Source organism: Bradyrhizobium sp. Mp27, assembly GCF_029953005.1.
Classification (GTDB): domain Bacteria; phylum Pseudomonadota; class Alphaproteobacteria; order Rhizobiales; family Xanthobacteraceae; genus Bradyrhizobium; species Bradyrhizobium barranii.
In genome coordinates this window covers 17,802-33,504 of the sequence record NZ_JASAUS010000103.1, presented here as the reverse complement: position 1 = coordinate 33,504, position 15,703 = coordinate 17,802, and the positions used below count along the sequence as shown (strand labels likewise).

The 15,703-nt window shown below is 63.4% G+C and carries 17 protein-coding genes; 7 read left to right on the top strand and 10 right to left on the bottom strand.

Annotated elements, in window-relative coordinates; all coding sequences use genetic code 11:
* The first annotated feature begins 132 nt into the window (after positions 1-132).
* Positions 133-615 carry a tetratricopeptide repeat protein gene (locus tag QJT78_RS35480; RefSeq protein WP_240537687.1) on the top strand — a complete coding sequence of 161 codons (483 nt, stop codon included), beginning with the start codon at positions 133-135 and terminating at the stop codon, positions 613-615.
* A gap of 280 nt (positions 616-895) precedes the next feature.
* Here QJT78_RS35480 and QJT78_RS35475 read toward each other — a convergent pair whose 3' ends face one another.
* The 4 genes from QJT78_RS35475 to rocF all read right to left on the bottom strand — a co-directional run bounded on the left by QJT78_RS35475 (position 896) and on the right by rocF (position 4,232).
* Complete coding sequence (locus tag QJT78_RS35475; RefSeq protein ID WP_028153026.1) at positions 896-1,180, bottom strand: hypothetical protein; 285 nt, start codon at positions 1,178-1,180, stop codon at positions 896-898.
* Positions 1,181-1,293: 113 nt separating this feature from the next.
* Positions 1,294-1,836, bottom strand: coding sequence for a cytochrome c (locus QJT78_RS35470; RefSeq protein WP_028153027.1), 543 nt, complete (start codon positions 1,834-1,836; stop codon positions 1,294-1,296).
* The gene (gene soxC, locus QJT78_RS35465; RefSeq protein ID WP_038952758.1) at positions 1,823-3,094 is read right to left on the bottom strand and encodes a sulfite dehydrogenase; all 1,272 of its coding nucleotides are present in this window, start codon (positions 3,092-3,094) and stop codon (positions 1,823-1,825) included. The genes QJT78_RS35470 and soxC overlap by 14 nt, the downstream gene beginning before the upstream one ends.
* Before the next feature lie 160 nt (positions 3,095-3,254).
* A complete protein-coding gene (gene rocF / locus QJT78_RS35460; protein WP_028153028.1) occupies positions 3,255-4,232 on the bottom strand; it encodes an arginase in 978 nt (325 codons plus the stop codon).
* A 265-nt stretch (positions 4,233-4,497) separates the two neighbouring features.
* Between rocF and QJT78_RS35455 the strand changes: the two genes are divergently transcribed.
* A complete protein-coding gene (locus tag QJT78_RS35455) occupies positions 4,498-4,758 on the top strand; it encodes a hypothetical protein (protein WP_028153029.1) in 261 nt (86 codons plus the stop codon).
* 19 nt (positions 4,759-4,777) lie between these two features.
* On the opposite strand, the gene QJT78_RS35450 is transcribed toward QJT78_RS35455, so the two are convergent.
* Positions 4,778-7,522 carry an EAL domain-containing protein gene (locus QJT78_RS35450; protein ID WP_028153030.1) on the bottom strand — a complete coding sequence of 915 codons (2,745 nt, stop codon included), beginning with the start codon at positions 7,520-7,522 and terminating at the stop codon, positions 4,778-4,780.
* 61 nt (positions 7,523-7,583) lie between these two features.
* Positions 7,584-8,777, bottom strand: coding sequence for a FecR family protein (locus QJT78_RS35445; protein WP_281460438.1), 1,194 nt, complete (start codon positions 8,775-8,777; stop codon positions 7,584-7,586).
* Positions 8,778-8,908: 131 nt separating this feature from the next.
* Here QJT78_RS35445 and QJT78_RS35440 point away from each other — a divergent pair, with 131 nt between their 5' ends.
* The 3 genes from QJT78_RS35440 (at position 8,909) to QJT78_RS35430 (ending at position 11,938) form a co-directional block, all read left to right on the top strand.
* Positions 8,909-10,705, top strand: coding sequence for a ShlB/FhaC/HecB family hemolysin secretion/activation protein (locus tag QJT78_RS35440; protein WP_212491042.1), 1,797 nt, complete (start codon positions 8,909-8,911; stop codon positions 10,703-10,705).
* Between the two features lie 147 nt (positions 10,706-10,852).
* A complete protein-coding gene (locus QJT78_RS35435) occupies positions 10,853-11,683 on the top strand; it encodes an alpha/beta hydrolase (protein ID WP_028152908.1) in 831 nt (276 codons plus the stop codon).
* Positions 11,684-11,761: 78 nt separating this feature from the next.
* On the top strand, positions 11,762-11,938 hold the full coding sequence (locus QJT78_RS35430; protein ID WP_155258053.1) for a hypothetical protein: 177 nt from the start codon (positions 11,762-11,764) through the stop codon (positions 11,936-11,938).
* Between the two features lie 50 nt (positions 11,939-11,988).
* Here QJT78_RS35430 and QJT78_RS35425 read toward each other — a convergent pair whose 3' ends face one another.
* Together QJT78_RS35425 and QJT78_RS35420 are read right to left on the bottom strand one after the other, a co-directional pair.
* Positions 11,989-12,330, bottom strand: coding sequence for a phasin (locus QJT78_RS35425; protein WP_014493705.1), 342 nt, complete (start codon positions 12,328-12,330; stop codon positions 11,989-11,991).
* A gap of 145 nt (positions 12,331-12,475) precedes the next feature.
* Complete coding sequence (locus QJT78_RS35420) at positions 12,476-12,661, bottom strand: hypothetical protein (RefSeq protein WP_028152907.1); 186 nt, start codon at positions 12,659-12,661, stop codon at positions 12,476-12,478.
* Positions 12,662-13,347: 686 nt separating this feature from the next.
* On the opposite strand from QJT78_RS35420, the gene QJT78_RS35415 reads away from it, so the two are divergent.
* Positions 13,348-13,704: a hypothetical protein gene (locus tag QJT78_RS35415; protein ID WP_028152906.1), complete on the top strand. Its 357-nt coding sequence runs from the start codon at positions 13,348-13,350 to the stop codon at positions 13,702-13,704.
* 44 nt (positions 13,705-13,748) lie between these two features.
* Here QJT78_RS35415 and QJT78_RS35410 read toward each other — a convergent pair whose 3' ends face one another.
* Entirely contained in the window at positions 13,749-14,327 is a 579-nt protein-coding gene (locus QJT78_RS35410) for a hypothetical protein (protein WP_028152905.1), read from the bottom strand.
* Between the two features lie 38 nt (positions 14,328-14,365).
* Positions 14,366-14,896 carry a GcrA family cell cycle regulator gene (locus QJT78_RS35405; RefSeq protein WP_038944426.1) on the bottom strand — a complete coding sequence of 177 codons (531 nt, stop codon included), beginning with the start codon at positions 14,894-14,896 and terminating at the stop codon, positions 14,366-14,368.
* Between the two features lie 166 nt (positions 14,897-15,062).
* Between QJT78_RS35405 and QJT78_RS35400 the strand changes: the two genes are divergently transcribed.
* Positions 15,063-15,671, top strand: a complete 609-nt coding sequence (locus QJT78_RS35400; protein ID WP_038944427.1) for a S24 family peptidase — start codon at positions 15,063-15,065, stop codon at positions 15,669-15,671.
* The last annotated feature ends 32 nt before the right edge of the window (positions 15,672-15,703 follow it).

Sequence of the window (15,703 nt, the reverse complement as noted above, 5' to 3'; positions counted from 1 at the left end):
TCCGGCGGCTCTTCTTCGTCATCTTCGCTCCTGATTCGCAGCAAGAATCCTCGCCGCTGTCAGGCAGAAAATCCACTCAAGCTACTGTCCGAATTTGCGGGGCCAGCTCTCAGTGAGGCAGACTATAGCAGAATGGGGCAACGCTCCGCTTATCCACCTTCGTCATACCCGAAGCGGTCGGGCAACAAGGCCAACCACGCGCCCAAGGCCAAAAAAGCCAAGCAGTCCCTGTTCGACGACCCCGCCTTTGCTCATGGGTACCGCGCAGCTTATTCAGCGGTCTACGACCGCACTGACTATGCCTCTGCGATTGAGCAGTTGAAGACGCTCGGCCACGACGATCACCCGAATGTGGCCAACCTCATCGGCTACTCATATCGCAAGCTCGGCGACTACAGGCAGTCGCAGCTCTGGTACGAGCGCGCGCTGAAGGCCGATCCGAACCATGTGCTGACCTGGCAATATTACGGTCTATGGCAGCTCGAGCAGGGCAACCGCGAGCAGGCCCAATATCATTTGAGTCGGATCGCGACGATTTGCGGGACTGGCTGCGAGGAGTACCGGTCGTTGGCCGCCGCGCTAGAGAAGCCGCCCGGCACTAGCCTGGCTTATTAGGACGCTTTGCAGCGGCGGTCAGAGCTCGGCGCTAACGCGACGGGTGAGGCTATGTCTGTTCATGGCCCGTAACGGACCTCCCGGCATGTCTGCTTTTGGGCCGCTACTGGGGCACAAGGGGACATTAAGCGCCGGCCCACTTTCTCGATTTATGAGTACACGCCCTAGACCGGCGACAACTACGCCGACATCTGCGACGCCAATATCTACGACGCCAAGATCTGAGACGCGATGACGATGATGAAGGCCGCGAGCACGGCCGGCACGCTGACGAACCGTATTACGGCGTCACGGGATTGACGGTCGGAGACGTCTTCGGCCCCGGCCGCTCCGGCTCGACGGGCGACTTCGGTGCGGTGGGAAGCACCTTGGCGCCGGCGGCATGTGCGGCCTCGCCCGTCGTTGCGTACATCGCGACATGAGCCGGCTGCGTCTTGGCGCGATTCCACGGCCCGTGATCGACGATCACCATCGCAGCAATCGTCAAGCCGGCCACGATCAGCGCAATTACGCCGGGATGGCGAAGCGCCGAGGACATGGAGTTTGCGAAGCGATGTGTTGTCATCGAACGACCCGTGCTGTTTCCTCTCGCGGGTTAACTCAAACGCATCCCGCGAGTTCCGCTCTTCGCTTAAGCAAGTTCCGAGCCACTGCGCGGAACTGATCGTCCCGATACGATCACTTTTTCACGTCCGGGCGCGCGTCGCCGACGAAGCTGTCGCGGTTCGGCATTTTGACAGCCGAAAGCGATTTGGCATCGAGTGTCGCATCGGCTCCCACCAGCCCGTTCAGGTTCAGGATATAGGCGGACACCGCATAGACGTCCTCGTCACTCAGCGACTGCGGCGCGTTCTGCGGCATGGCGCGGCGGATATAATCGAACAGCGTCGGCGCATAAGGCCAATAGCTGCCAACGGTGCGGATCGGCCTGGCCGTTGCGATCGTGCCCTGCCCGCCGGCGAGCCGGTCACCCAAGCCACCCTCGCCTTTATCGCCATGGCAGGAGGCACATTGCTTGGCGAACACCTCGCGGCCATGGCTGACCGAACCGCCTCCCTTCGGCAGATTACTGCCGTCACGTCCGACATCGATATTCCAGCCCGCGATCTCCGCAGCCGTCGCGGGGCGACCGATGCCATACGGGCTTTGCGCCTGCGCTACGCTCGCGAAGGCACCCAGCGCGATTGCGACGGCAACGCCGCAGGTCTCACGCCAGCGCATTGGTCACCTCGCCGTCGGCCGCGATGCGCCACGGCCAGATCGCGTTGTTGTGGTAGAAATAGTTCTCGCCGCGCACGGCGAGCAGCTCGGCCAGCGTCGGCTGCACATAGCCGGTCTCGTCGACGGCACGGCTCTGGATCACGGCTGGCTTGCCGTCCCATTGCCAAGGCAGGCGGAAGCGCGTGAGGGCGCGCGTCAACACCGGCTCCTGCAATCGCGCGTCCTGCCAGCTCTTGCCGTCATCGACCGACACCTCGACGCGCTTGATCTTGCCATGTCCGCTCCAGGCGATGCCGGTGATCTCGTGGAAGCCAGGCGCGCTCAGGCGATGACCGCCCGAGGGGCGCGTAATGATCGACTTCGCTTCCATGTAGAAGGAAAACTCGCGCGCCGTGCCGTCGGGCAAGAGATCGGTGTATTTCGAGGTCTCTTCGCGCGAATAAGTGGGCTCCGCGGTCACGTGCAGGCGGCGCAGCCACTTCACGCTCATATTGCCTTCAAAGCCCGGCAGGAACAGCCGCAAGGGATAGCCCTGCTGCGGACGTAACCGCTCGCCGTTCTGGCTGTAGACCAGAAGGGCGTCCTCGAGGCATTTCTCGATCGGAATGCTGCGCGTCAGCGCGGCGGCGTCAGCGCCTTCGGCGACGACCCATTTGGCGTCCGGTTTCAATCCGGCCTCCTGGAGCACCAGCTTCAGGCTCACGCCGGTCCATTCGGCGCAACTCACCAGACCCACGAGGTCCGATGCCGTCTTGCCATAGGGCTTGGTGTAACCGGGATTGCCGGAGCATTCGAGGAAGTGGATGCGCGACTCCGACGGGAAGCGCCTGAGATCGTCCATCGTGAAGATCAGGGGCCGTTCGACGAGACCGTGCAGCATCAACCGATGCTGCGCCGGATCGATGGTCGGAACACCGCCATGATGCCGCTCGTAGAACAGTCCATTCGGCGTGATGATGCCGTCGAGCTCCTGCAATGGCGTCCGGCTGGAGGCCGATATGTACTGCTTGAGAGTCTTCGAGATGTTCTTGACGACGCCCTTCTCGAACGGTGACGGCGCGCCATAGGGCTGGGCTCCCATCGGCTCGCCCGGCGCCTTCATCCATTCGGGAATGTTGGGCGGAAGGTTGTCCGTCTCCGCCGCGGCCGACGCTCCAGCGCCCAGAACGGCGCCGCCCGCCAGCGCGGTGCCGCCTTGCAGGAAGCAACGGCGTGTTGTTCTCGCGGATTTTCCGGCGGCGTCGATCGTGCTGCTCATTGCGGATCCTCGGCTGAAGCGCGCCCCGCATCAAACCCTCCGCGAAGGGCGTTTGCAATCCGCACCTATTTCAAAAACAGGCGATTTCGACCAGGACTGGCCTAGATCAGCCAGCCGCAGCAGTCATTCCGTTCTTCGCGATGCAAGACAGCTCTCGGTTTCACTCGCCCGGTGCGATCGCGTTACTCGGCGTCGGGCGGTCGGTGATCTGCTGTCCGAACAGGCTGCCGATCAGCTCGACCGCAGTGCGCGCGGTGCGACCGCGCTCGTCCAGGAACGGGTTGAGCTCGACGATGTCGACCGATCCGACCACGCCGGAATCATGAAGCAGCTCCATGATCAGATGCGCCTCGCGATAGGTCGCTCCGCCCGGCACTGTGGTGCCGACTCCCGGCGCCACACACGGATCGAGGAAATCGACATCGAAGCTGACATGGAGCACGCCATCGCACGCCTTGACGCGCTCGATGACGCGCCGGATCAGCACAGCGACGCCGAACTCGTCGATCTGGCGCATGTCGACAACCCTGATCCGGCGTGTGCGCATCAATTCCCTTTCGAGCTTGTCGATCGAACGCGCGCCGAACAGGTCCAGCCTGTCGGGATCGATCGAGGCGCGCGGATCATCGCCGAGCAATCCGTCGAGGCCGGGCTCGCCACACAAGAACGCCGCCGACATGCCGTGCATGTTGGCGGTGATCGTCGTCTCGGGCGTGTTGTAATCGGCATGGGCGTCGAGCCAGAGCACGAACAGCTCGCGTCCGCGCTCCTGCCAGTGGCGCGCCATGGCATTCACCGAACCCATCGACAATGTGTGATCGCCGCCGAGGAAGATCGGCAACGCCCCGGTCTGCGCGATCTCATGGCCTCTGCGGCTCAGCAGACGCGTCCAGCGCTGGATTTCGCGATAGTGATTGGCTTTTTCGGGCGGCCTGTCAGCGAGGTCCCCGACCTCCGCCACGGAGAGATCGCCGTAATCGACGACTTCGAAATCAAGGCTTTCGAGCAGTGGCGCAAGGCCGGCGGTGCGAAGCGCTGCGGGGCCCATCAAGGTACCGCGCTGCGAAGCTCCCATGTCGATGGGCGCGCCGAGCAAGGCGATGCGCCGGGCTCGATCCGGCATGGTCCGATCGGTCACGGCAGTCTCCTGAGATCAGCAAGCCTCCGCCAGCCTAACAGAGATTCGCATCCGTCGTTTCCCGGGATTACGGGACGAAAGGGCTCGCGCGCCGGAACAAATTCCCGGACGCCGCATTTTGTTTACAGGGCCGGCATCCGCCGTTCAAAACGGCGCCTGTCGCGGATAGCCAAAGGTCTCTCGACCCGCTGTTCAAAACGAGCGCACGCGCGGATAGCCAAAGGTGCCGGCCTCCATCTCTTCGCCAATTCGGGAGGTCGCGATCTTGAGCACGGACATACCGCAGCCCAATCCCCCGCCCGGCATGGCCGAGCGTGCCATCGATGCCGCAACCGACGTGTCCCGGACCATTGGCGAGGTGACAGGCGGCCTGCACGCCGCGGTGGATCGCCTCACTGCCGCAATCGACGAAGCACGAAAACCCGGCCGGCCGCTCGCGACGGTCGCGGCAATTACGCGCGAAGCGCCCTTGGCCAGTCTGTTCGTCGCCTTCCTCTTTGGCGTGGCAGTTGCACGCCGGCGCTAGTGGTCGGAGTTGAAGCGGCTCAGGCCGCGCTGACGGCTTCGAGTTCAGCCGGCAGGAATTGCCTCTCGAACACCTCGGCAGGCATCGGCCGGCCGAAGAAATATCCCTGCCCTTCCTCGCATCCCATGCTGACCAGGAAGTCGGCCGTGGCACGGTTCTCGATGCCCTCCGCCACGACGGTGAGCCCGAGCTGCTTGCTGAGACCGATGGTCGAGCCGACGATCGCGGCGTCGTCGGAATCGGCGAGCAGGTCAAGCACGAACGACCGGTCGATCTTGAGCCCGTCGAGCGGAAACTTCTTCAGATAGCTCAGGCTCGCATAGCCCGTGCCGAAATCGTCGAACAGAACGCGGACGCCAAGCTGCTGGATCCGCTCGAACATGTCGAGCACGCGGCTTTCGTCATGCAGCAGGATATCCTCCGTGACTTCGAGCTCGAGCAACGACGGCGTGAGCCCTGTCTCCGCGAGCAACGCCGCAACGGAATACGCGAGGTCGCCGGACTCGAGCTGCGACGGCGAGAGGTTGATCGCGACGCGCACGCTGTTTCCGGACAATTCCCAGGCTCGCGCCTGCCGACAGGCGGTCTCCATCACCCAGTTCGCGATCCGCTCGGACAGGGACGAGGTGTTGACCACCGGCATGAATTCCCCCGGCGAGACATAGCCGCGCGCGGGATGCCGCCAACGGATGAGCGCTTCGGCCCCGAGCAGGCTGCCGTCGACCAGCCGAACCTGTGGCTGGTAGAACAGTTCGAACTCGCCGCGATCCGCGGCAAGCGCCAGTTCGCTCTCCAGGGTCAGCCGGTTCTCCAGCTCCTGCCTGATCGCACTCTCGAAGATCACGTGGCTGCCGCGCCGCGTCATCTTTGCCTTGCTCAGCGCCAGATGACCATTGCCGAGAAGATCGTCGGCGTTGTGCCCGCCTTCCGGATAGACGGCGACGCCGATGCTGATCCTGACGCGATGTTGGCGCGCGCCCGTTGCCAGCGGCACTTCGAACGCGCGCGCGATCCGCTCGGCAAACTCCACAATCGGCTCGCCAGTCTCCGTACAATCAAGCGCGATGGCGAACTCGTCGCCGCTGAGCCGGGCGACGACCGCCTTGCCATCGACCTTGGTCCGGAGGCGCTCCGCGACGGCCCGCAGCACGAGGTCGCCGGCCGAATGTCCAAGCATGTCGTTGATCTGCTGGAAGCCGTCGAGCCCGAGCACGAGCAGCGCGACGTCGGACGATCGCCGCTCCGCCGCGGCGATCAGATTGGCGAGGCTCGCATGCAGCATGTTGCGGTTGGCAAGACCGGTCAACGCGTCATGTTCGGCGAGATACCTGACGCGTTCGGCTTCGCGCTTGCGGACCGAGATGTCACGCAGGATCGCTCCGTACTGGAAGCCGTCCGTGCCCTGCCAGCCCGAAAAGCTCGCTTCGACCGGGAACGTCTCGCCGTTCTTCCGCCGACCCTGAAACTCGACGACGACGGCACCGCCGGGCACCAACAGCGCCTGGCGCGCAGCATCGCGCATCGCAAATGCCTTTGCGCCACCGCCGGCGGGCTCCGCACAGAGCGTTTCGAACGGACGCCCGATCATTTCGGTCGGCATGTAACCGAAGATCGCGCTGGCGCCCGGATTCCACACCGTGATCCGGTGATCCTCGTCGGTGCAGATCAGACCGTCGCCGAGCGACATCGCGATACGATGAAAGCGGCTCTCGGCGATACGTCCCAGGAGACTACGGAAATCGATCTCGTCGAGTGCAATCGCGGTCAGATAGGCAATGATCGCAATGTGAAACAGCGACGTGTCGATGATGAGCGGCCAGCTTGCCTGCACGAGCGCAGCGGCAAGTTCCACGCCCGCTCCTGCGGCGACGAGGATGGCGACACGGACGCCCGGTGCGAAACGGCGCCACGAATACATCATCGCCAGGCAGATCAGGCCCAAGCCAATGATCATGCCGACATCAGACGTCCAGCGCAGCATCCGGTTCTGGAGGATCGATTCCGCCGCCAGGGCCTGGAGGACGGGCCCAGAGACGATCTTGCCGTTGGGAACACTGAACCGGTCGCCCAGTTCGAGCGCGGTAGCACCGACGATGATCTTCTTGTCTCTCAGCTTGTCCAAGGTCGCGGCATCGCCGCGCAGCACGTCAAAATAGGAGACACTTGGGATGGAGGCCGCACGAATGCCGAAATCGATCAGGAAGGGGGGCCGCCGATTGGCGTCCTGCCCCGCCAGCACGACGGCCATCGACGGCATCACGGCATCGCCAAGCTTCTCTCCGACCGGATAGCGGCGCACCAACCCGTCGGATTCGATCGCAACATTGACGACGGCCGGCCACGACTGGTTGCTGAACGACTTCAGTGGACGATTGATGTGAACCGCCCCGCCATTCGGCGTCGGCTGCTTGAAGGAGGGCAGGATCGTCGAACCGCCGACCTCCCGAAGCGCCGTGACGAGGGCCTCGTCTGAGGCCGGATCCGATGGTGTGCTGAAATCGACGTCGAAGGCGACGTCCTGGGCCCCCGCCGCCTCGAGCCTGTGCAACAGCTCCGCGTGGAGCCGGCGCGGCCAGGGCCATATCCCGATCTGGTCGATCGAGGGTGCGTCGATGGCCACCACGACGACATTGCCGCTGGCCGTACGCGATTGCCAGGCGAACCGCAAATCGGTGAGCGCGTTGCGAAGCGCGCCGTGCCACCCCGTGGACAGCACGACCGCAAGCGCGATCATGACAAGAATATGCGGCCGATGGCGTTTCACTTTGCTCCCCTGCACCGGCGGTCCCTGCCGCCAGGCGCTCCCCTATGCCGACGACACGGTCCTAGCGATGGCCTCTGCCCCAATACCAACCGTAGTGGTGGCCGTGATTGCCGTTACCGTTGTTGCCGTTATTCCCGCTTCCGCTGTTCCCGTTGCCGTTGTTGCCATTATTGCCGGTGCCACCGCTTCCGTTGCTGGTCGTACCAGTCCCGTTGCTTCCGCTCCCAGAGCTTCCGCCGGATACATCGCTGGTCGAACCGGCGGTGGTCGCAACGGTCGTCGTCGTATTAGACGACGTCGACGTGGCACTGGCCGTGGGTGCACTGCTGCTCACGGTAACCGCCGTGACGTTGGAGCTGTTGGCGGCCGTGGTCGTCGTGCTCGCCTTCGCTTCGCTCCAGACCGTCTCGGTCCCGGTGCTGGCGTTCGCGTTGCGCACGTGCCCCGTTGTCACGGCGCCGTGGGCGAGCCCGTTCGTGACCTTGTGGACGTTCAGCTTGACTTCGCCGAGCGAACTGGAGATGCGCACGACGCCGCCTTTGGGCGCCTGACCACCGGCCGATTGATGCGATTGCGCCGGCGCGCCGGCCGCCTTGGTCCCCTTGTCGATCGGACCGAGCGCATGGATCGCATGGCCGTTCGCCGCATTGCGCGGTGCCGACAGGCCCGATTTCGGCACCGGAACACGCTCGATCGTCGAGGCGCGCGGCTTGCCGTGCTCAAAGGAGGTGGCGGCCTGTCCCGGCATGACCTGTGCGATCTGTCCGGACTTGAAGTCGGAGACTTCAACCTGGCCGCGGATCACGCCGACCTTGGTGCTGCCAGCATTCACGGTGACGCTGAATTGCGTTCCCTTGACCACGGCGGCGAGATACGGCGTCTCGACCTCGAAATGCTTGACGTTGCGCTTCTCGACCTCGAGCAGGATCGAACCCGCCTGCTGGATGATGGTGGTCGAGAGCCCTTCCTTCTTCTCGGCCGGCAAACCGACCACCGAGTTCGGGGAGATCAAAATCGATTCCTCGCCGCGGACGAGCAGCACGCGTCCGTTGCGTCCGGTGCGAATGGTATCACCAGCCTTCAGCGTCCCTTCCTGGGTCAACGACACAGGCTGCGCGCCGTTGGCGGCAAGCCAGACCTCACCTGAGGACTTGCTGACTGACCAGACGCCATCGTCCGCGGCAGATGCGCCCGAGGCCGTACCCAGGATCAGCGCGGCCACGAAGGCGCACCGCATTCCAACTCTGCCCAGCATCACGATCCTCAGTCCCGCATTACAGCCAGTCCTGAGGCGTATCCGAAATCACTCAAGAGAGAATTAGCGGGAACCGGCAAGTCCAGTGGCTGCATTAACCAATCATTGACCATAAAAAACTAAGAAAAATCATGCAGCTAACGAACTCTTACCGGCTCTTGTGCACTGCTCCGTTAAACTACGGTGAGCAGCTCGCTGCGCGCATTGAGAAGCGGCATGTCCTCGTTGCACTAGTGCTGGCGGCACCGATTTTCACGGGAATTTCGCAGGCGTTCGCTCAACAGGCGAACCAGCCCGGCTTCGATCCGCGGCAGCCCGAGAAATACTTTGAAAACCAAACCGAGCAGGAATCGCTGAGCCGTCCTCCGGTCACGCTGCCGGCGCTCGGCCGGCCAAACGCAGGCGGGGATACGAAACCACAATTCGTGTTGAGCGGGATCGATGTCAGCGGCGCTCAAGCCATTCCCCGCGCTCGCATCGCCGCAGCCTATCAGCCCTATCTCGGCAAGAAGATCTCGCAAGCCGACCTCGCCGCGATCGCCGGCGCAATCAGCGATCTCTACCGCGCAGACGGCTTTCATCTGAGCCGGGCGATCGTGCCGCCGCAGGACATCGCCGACGGCCGCGTCCGGATCCAGGTGATTGAAGGCGCCATCGTGCAGGCCGAGCTGAAAGGCGACGGCGCCGAGCAGTTTGGCGTGAGGCCGATGCTGGGGCCGGTTCTCGCCGAGCAGCCGTCGCGCCTTGCAACGCTCGAACGTCAGCTCTTCCTCATCAATAGCGGGCCCGGCATCCGGATCACCGACACTGCGCTCGAGGAGATCGGCGGAGCCACCGGCCGCTTTCGCCTCATCGTCCATTTGAAGACCTCGCACGTCTTCTCGTCGTTCGGCCTGGATAATCTGGGCTCATCGTCGGTCGGCCCGTGGCAGACCTACGCGACCGGCGCCTTCAACTCCTACCTCACGCCCGGCGATACACTGACGGTCAACCTGTCGACCATTGCCAACGACTCGCGTGAGCTTGGCTTTGCGCGATTATCCTATGACGCGCCCGTCGGCGTCGACGGCGTGCGCCTCGGCGCTTCCGTCCTGTACAGCGCGGTCCGGCCGGGTGACGCCCGCCGCCTCGACAGCGACATCACCACGACAGAGGCGTTCGAGCTGCGGGCAAGCACCGTGCCCTTCATGTCGCAATCATCGGCGTTGACGCTGACCTTGGCCGGGACCTTCAGCAACGTGTCCGAGCACGATCTTTACGGCCCCTGGTACAACGACCACATCAGGACCGCGAGCCTGACCGCCGATTACCGGCTCCAGGATCGCTTCGGCGGCACCAATTTCGCGACGCTGACCTACCGCCAGGGTCTCGACATCTTCGGTGCCTCGCATTTCGACGACGATCTGCTGTCGCGCGACGGCGCCGCGTCGAACTTCTCGGTGCTGAACCTCTGGTTCACGCGCTACCAGACCCTCAACGACGTCTGGTCGCTCAAGCTGTCCGCGGCCAGCCAGACGGCATCGCGGCCGCTGTTCATTTCGCAGCAATTCTATCTCGGCGGCGCGGCTTTCGGCCGGGGCTATGGCGCGGCCGAGATCAGCGGCGACAACGGTCTTGCCGGCTCGCTCGAGGTGCGCTTCGACCAGAAGCTCAATTTCCGCTACTGGACCGGCTATCAGCTCTACGCCTTTGGCGACGCCGGCGCAGTCTGGAACGACGGTTACCGCCTGAGCGACGGCCTGTCGCTGACATCGGCCGGAGCCGGCGTGCGGTTCTTTCTGCCGGATGATCTTCAAGCCGATCTCGGCGTAGCCGTCCCCTTGAGCTACCGGGCGCCAGACAACGAGCGCCGCAGCCCACGCTTCCTGTTCACCCTCTCGAGCGCATTCCGGCTCTGCCCAGAACGCGGCAGGAGCGGCTGCCTCTAGCTGCCGCGCTTTGAGCACACCCGGCACGCGGCCCTTTGCGGCCTTGCTCACAGACTTGCCTAAATTTAATCCCGTAACGTGCTCACGATCGCTCGATCCGGGGGCTTCCAATGACCATTTTCAGCTGAAAGTGATTGGGACGGAACCATGAAGAGGGTGTTTGCAATCCTGGCCTTTCTCTGCGCGCTCGGCGTCGGCCAGTATTTCGTGGTCAGCCGGTTCGCGATCCGACATGAGGTTCTGACCCTGTTCGATGCCTCGCGCCAACGGCCGATCTCGGTCGAAATCGCGGTGCGGCGCGACTACGAGACCAAGGCCAATCTCGGGCTCTGGAAGCTCCCGCTCGCCATCATCAGCAACGGCAACACCGTCAAGGCGACCGAGTATTCCTTCCTCGCCAACGTGCTCGCGGCGCGCGGTTATCTCGTTGCCAGCATCCAGCAGGACCTGCCGAGCGATCCGCCGTTGATGACCCATGTCGGTCAGCAATATGTCGGGCGGCGCGAGGTCTATATCCGCTGCGAGGCCAACATCCTTTTCGCCCTGGCCGAACTGAAGCGACGGCAGGAAAACACCGACTACGACCACATCACCCTCGTCGGCCATTCCAACGGTGGCGACGTCTCGATGTATGTCGCCCATCAGCACCCGGAGATCGTGTCGAAGGTGATCACGCTCGACAATTTGCGGGTGCCCTTCGTGCTCAGCGACAACCTGAAGATCCTGTCATTCCGCTCCAAGGATCCACATTTCCAGACCGACCCGGGCGTGCTGCCGACGCCTGAAGAGGCCAAAGCGCGCGGCATCGACATCGTCCATACCGGTGCTCAGCACACCGAGATGAGCGATCGCGGTCCCGATACGGTCAAGGAGAAGATCCAGGCGACACTCGACCGCTTCTTGCGTGACAGTGCCAGCAGCTCGCTCGCGCCGGCTGACACCAGAAGCCCGATGATCATGAACCCCGGCGACTACTAGCCGGGCCCCCTTTGCGGCAGATCAAGGCAGCTCCAGGCTGGCGACGATAGGAAGGGCCTCACCATCCCGGAGAGGCACGTGTCGCACTCCATCGAAAGCCTCGATACGAAACATCTCGATACGGCAGGCCTTGGCCTGCCAGCTGCGAGGACACCGGCATTCGCGCGGCATCTCTATCGTGCGACCCGCAAGCTGCTGCGGTCGATCATCGCCCGCATCGATCTCTCGCAATTTCCGGGATCGTGCTGCGGCTGAGCGCGGCGTCACGCAGGATCAATTTGCGGGCACGCGGCGCACACCGGAACTCAGGACTTTCCCTTGCCGGGCTGCATGAAACTGCCGGTCATCTGGCGCATGTGGTCGCCGGCGCTGGTGAACTGGCTGCGCAGGAAGTCGGACTGGATTCGCATCGCTTCCTGAAGGTCGGTGGCATGCACGAGCTTGCGCGCGTGCTCGAACGCCGACTTCATGTTCTGCTCGGTGAACGCGAGAGCCTGCTTGGACACCTCGGTACCCGCTCCGGGAACCGACGTCATCGATTTGGTGGCAGCTTCGAAAAACATGCCGAATGCTTGTTCCGCCTGGTCGATCGTCTTTTCGGCCAAGTCGCGCAGTTCGGCCGGGACTTCGAGCTTCGGTTCGATCATGGTCATACTCCTCCCCGTTTTTCCCAACTGAATACCACACTTGCCGGACCGCATTCCAGCGGCAGCCTGGGGGACAAACGTCGCCCGGCGGTCCGGCTCCGGCAGGAAACGAGGGACGAGGCGCAAGGCTGGCGCGCGGCCGGGGTCAGGACAGGGGGTGCTCGGGAAGGGTTTCTTCGGCGCCGAGATCTTCGACCAGCTTGATGACCTCGAAACGCTGTCGAGGCCCGAGCTTCAGGAACGCGCGAAGGAGGCGCAGACTTTCAACGGTGCTGCTTGCAGGCGCGCCGAGCTTAAGGTGCAGTTCAGCCGCGAAATTGAGGTTTTTCATCTCGCACCTATGACAAGCATCAGCCCTCGTGATCAGACGTCGAGGTCTCGCTCGAGAACCGAACACCATGACCGGACGCCATGGTGCCCCTGAGATCTCGGCCGGGGCACCCGGTGGGTTAACACGCTGAACCGCATATCCATACGGACTGGCTCAACCAAACAGGTTGCAACTATGTCAAGAAACAACCCTTCCTGCCCAACCGTCGCCGTAGCGATGCTTCGTCCGCATCGCACCACGGCAATTCCGGATAACAGGAATATGGACCGTCGTCACCCACCTGCGTCAAGAAGCGGCATCACTCACGCACACGGCCTCGATCGCTGTCAATCGGTGCGGCGTTTCGCCGTGTTTCCGGTGTGAACGAGCTCAGATTAAAGTTTCTTCAGCGTATACACGCAATTGTTGAGTCCGACCTCGGCGGTTGTATCGCCGGCGAAATGAACGTCGAGCCTCGCAGCCGGCCCGCAGCGTCTTGATCCGTCCGCCAGTGAAGCCCCCTTGAGCTGCTCGGCTTGGACGCGGTTCCCCGCACCAGGGTTTATCGGTCCCAAGATATCTCCGCCCAATGAACCGTCGTTCAAGGTGGAACGACCAAGCGGTTGCGAAGCGGCCACGCAGACCACGGGCGCCATGGCTGACGGACTTCTCGATTCGGGCGCGCCTCAGCACCAAAGGACGACAGAATGCTTTCCCGCTGCGATCTCATCAAGGGCGGCGCGATCGCGCTTCTCACTTTCTCGATACAAGGCGCATGGGCGCAGGAGACCAGGATGAATCTGTTCAAGATCGTCACCATCAAGGACGAAATCGTCGTCGGATTGTCGGCGGAGGAACTCCAGGCGCTCGGCGGAAATGATGCAAGCGCGGTTGCGCACGCGCTGGCGCAGAAGGGCGATCTCACGGTCTGGCAGTACAACGTGCATCGCGGCCCGAACGGCGAATTGCAACAGGCGCCGACCGCGAAGATCGGGCTCTTGGCCAACGCGTCTCTCCGTGTCGAGCCCTACACGACGCCTTACCAGATCGTGCCGCATCCGTAACAAGCGGCCCGGGCGCGCCTGCGGCGAGACCCGCAGGCGCACCACTACTTTGAACGCTGCTTGGCGCGCTGAGCCCGGCCTTCCGTCGCAAAGCCGTAGATCAGCGCCAGCCGGTCCAGGCATTCGCGAAAGCGCCGCGCGAAATAGTCGTTCCAGCGCTGGGTACGAACAGCGCGCCGCTCCCCGATCTGATCCATGGTCAGCCCCAGCACCAGGACGTCGTGCACCAGCGCGGCGCCGTCGGTACCGAGTTCGCGCTCGACCCGGTTCAGGCGCAGCACAGCCCGGCGCTGGTCCTCGGTGACGGGCTCGCGCGAGCGCGTGCCATCGACATATTCGCGCGTCGGGTCCACCGCCTGGGGACCGCGCTCCACCCTCTCCCAGTCGTTCTGGAAGGCGCGCCCGCCGCGATATTGCGCCTCGTCGATCTGGTGATGCGCGTGCAACCGGCCGAGCGGATCGCCGCGGATCGAACGGACGGCGACGATCTTCTCGCCGGCATCGAGCGCCAGCGGATTGTCGACCTCGACCTCCGCCACCTCTGCATTGAACGGCACCTCGCGCGAGCGCCGATCGTAGATTCCAGTCAATCTGTAGGACTTGTTGCGTCGTGCACCTGCCACTCGGATACTCCTCGCAAATTGAATGAATAGCGGTCCCGTCAGGCGGCAGAGATCAGCCTCAGGACGACGGGACCGGCGGCGCGAGCGGATGCAGCCTCAGACTTTCGCGTCAGGCGGGCATGCGGCGTGCAATAGCTGGAGCCCTGCTGGCGCGGATGGCCGCAGAAGGCGATCCCCTCCCCGTCCTTGTCGCCACCATAGGGATAGCGGCAGTCGTCGCGCCCGAGCTCGCCCAGCGCGACCAGGCGGGGCTGGACGCCGACACAGCGCAACTTGACTCGCGCGGGCTTCATTGCGGATTTCGGTGGCAAGTTCAGGTTCGGCACCACCGGTCGGGGCGGCCCGATGAGACAGGCTCCTGACGGCAAGGACGGCACGATCGATGGACTTGTCATCCGCGCCGGTGCCGCGAGTCCCAGCCGCTTGGCGCGGCCGGCCACCGCGTTGCGTGTGTAAGCCGTTCCAAACCTTCCGTTTATCTGTCTTCCGATCTCCGCATAAGACATTCCCTTGAGAAAATAGTCGCGAAGCGCGTCGGAGTGCTCCGACGGCCAATGACCCGGTTCCATGCTGCTGTCCTGTGATGCGCCTCCTCCGATCGCTCGATCGCGAGGCAGATCCTACATTCCGTTATTCCGAAGCAACTGTCAAGCGACAATTCTGATATTCATAATTGCATCAATTCCGAATTTCGGATTACAAGAGGCGGGACGATGGGCAATCGAGGGAATCACCATGTTGGATGTTGCAATGATCGAGCGGGGCCTGGAGAAGACGGGCAAGAGCAAGGGCGGCCTGGCGGCGGCCATGGGCGTGCGGCCCGGCGCGGTGTCGGAGATCCTGGGCGGCGAGCGCCTGGTGAAGGCGTCCGAAATCATTCCGATCATGGAATATCTTGAGCTCAATCTCGCGCCGATCATGGGCCGCGTCGGGGCCGGCGCGGTGATCGAGCCCGATTATGAACAGGTTCCCCCGGAAGGCCTCGGCGACATCGCGCTGCCGTTCCCGATCATGGAAGAGACCGTCGCCTTCGAGATCGTCGGCGATTCGATGCTGCCCAAATACGAGAGCGGCGACGTGATCGTCGTCTACAAGGACCAGCGCCATCCGCTGTCGAGCTTCTACGGCGAAGAGGCCGTGGTCCGACTCAAGACCGGTGAACGCTATTTGATGACCATCGAACGCGGGAAAACTCCCTCCGTCGTCAATCTCAACAGCTTCAACGCCAAGCCGATCGTCGGCGTCAAGCTGGAGTGGGTCGGCGAGATCTGCCTGTCCATGCCCAAGGGCCAACTCGAGCGGCTGCGCGCCAAGTCAGCACGCCCTCGCAAGAAGAGCAAATAGGCGTCGATTTCCGATTTTTGGAAATCACCCTT

Excerpts from the sequence above, each read along its gene's own strand:
- QJT78_RS35480 (WP_240537687.1), top strand. The coding sequence starts at position 133 with ATGGGGCAACGCTCCGCTTATCCACCTTCGTCATACCCGAAGCGGTCG.
- QJT78_RS35475 (WP_028153026.1), bottom strand. The coding sequence starts at position 1,180 with ATGACAACACATCGCTTCGCAAACTCCATGTCCTCGGCGCTTCGCCAT.
- QJT78_RS35470 (WP_028153027.1), bottom strand. The coding sequence starts at position 1,836 with ATGCGCTGGCGTGAGACCTGCGGCGTTGCCGTCGCAATCGCGCTGGGT.
- soxC (WP_038952758.1), bottom strand. The coding sequence starts at position 3,094 with ATGAGCAGCACGATCGACGCCGCCGGAAAATCCGCGAGAACAACACGC.
- QJT78_RS35445 (WP_281460438.1), bottom strand. The coding sequence starts at position 8,777 with ATGCTGGGCAGAGTTGGAATGCGGTGCGCCTTCGTGGCCGCGCTGATC.
- QJT78_RS35440 (WP_212491042.1), top strand. The coding sequence starts at position 8,909 with ATGCAGCTAACGAACTCTTACCGGCTCTTGTGCACTGCTCCGTTAAAC.
- QJT78_RS35435 (WP_028152908.1), top strand. The coding sequence starts at position 10,853 with ATGAAGAGGGTGTTTGCAATCCTGGCCTTTCTCTGCGCGCTCGGCGTC.
- QJT78_RS35425 (WP_014493705.1), bottom strand. The coding sequence starts at position 12,330 with ATGATCGAACCGAAGCTCGAAGTCCCGGCCGAACTGCGCGACTTGGCC.
- QJT78_RS35420 (WP_028152907.1), bottom strand. The coding sequence starts at position 12,661 with ATGAAAAACCTCAATTTCGCGGCTGAACTGCACCTTAAGCTCGGCGCG.
- QJT78_RS35415 (WP_028152906.1), top strand. The coding sequence starts at position 13,348 with ATGCTTTCCCGCTGCGATCTCATCAAGGGCGGCGCGATCGCGCTTCTC.
- QJT78_RS35405 (WP_038944426.1), bottom strand. The coding sequence starts at position 14,896 with ATGGAACCGGGTCATTGGCCGTCGGAGCACTCCGACGCGCTTCGCGAC.
- QJT78_RS35400 (WP_038944427.1), top strand. The coding sequence starts at position 15,063 with ATGTTGGATGTTGCAATGATCGAGCGGGGCCTGGAGAAGACGGGCAAG.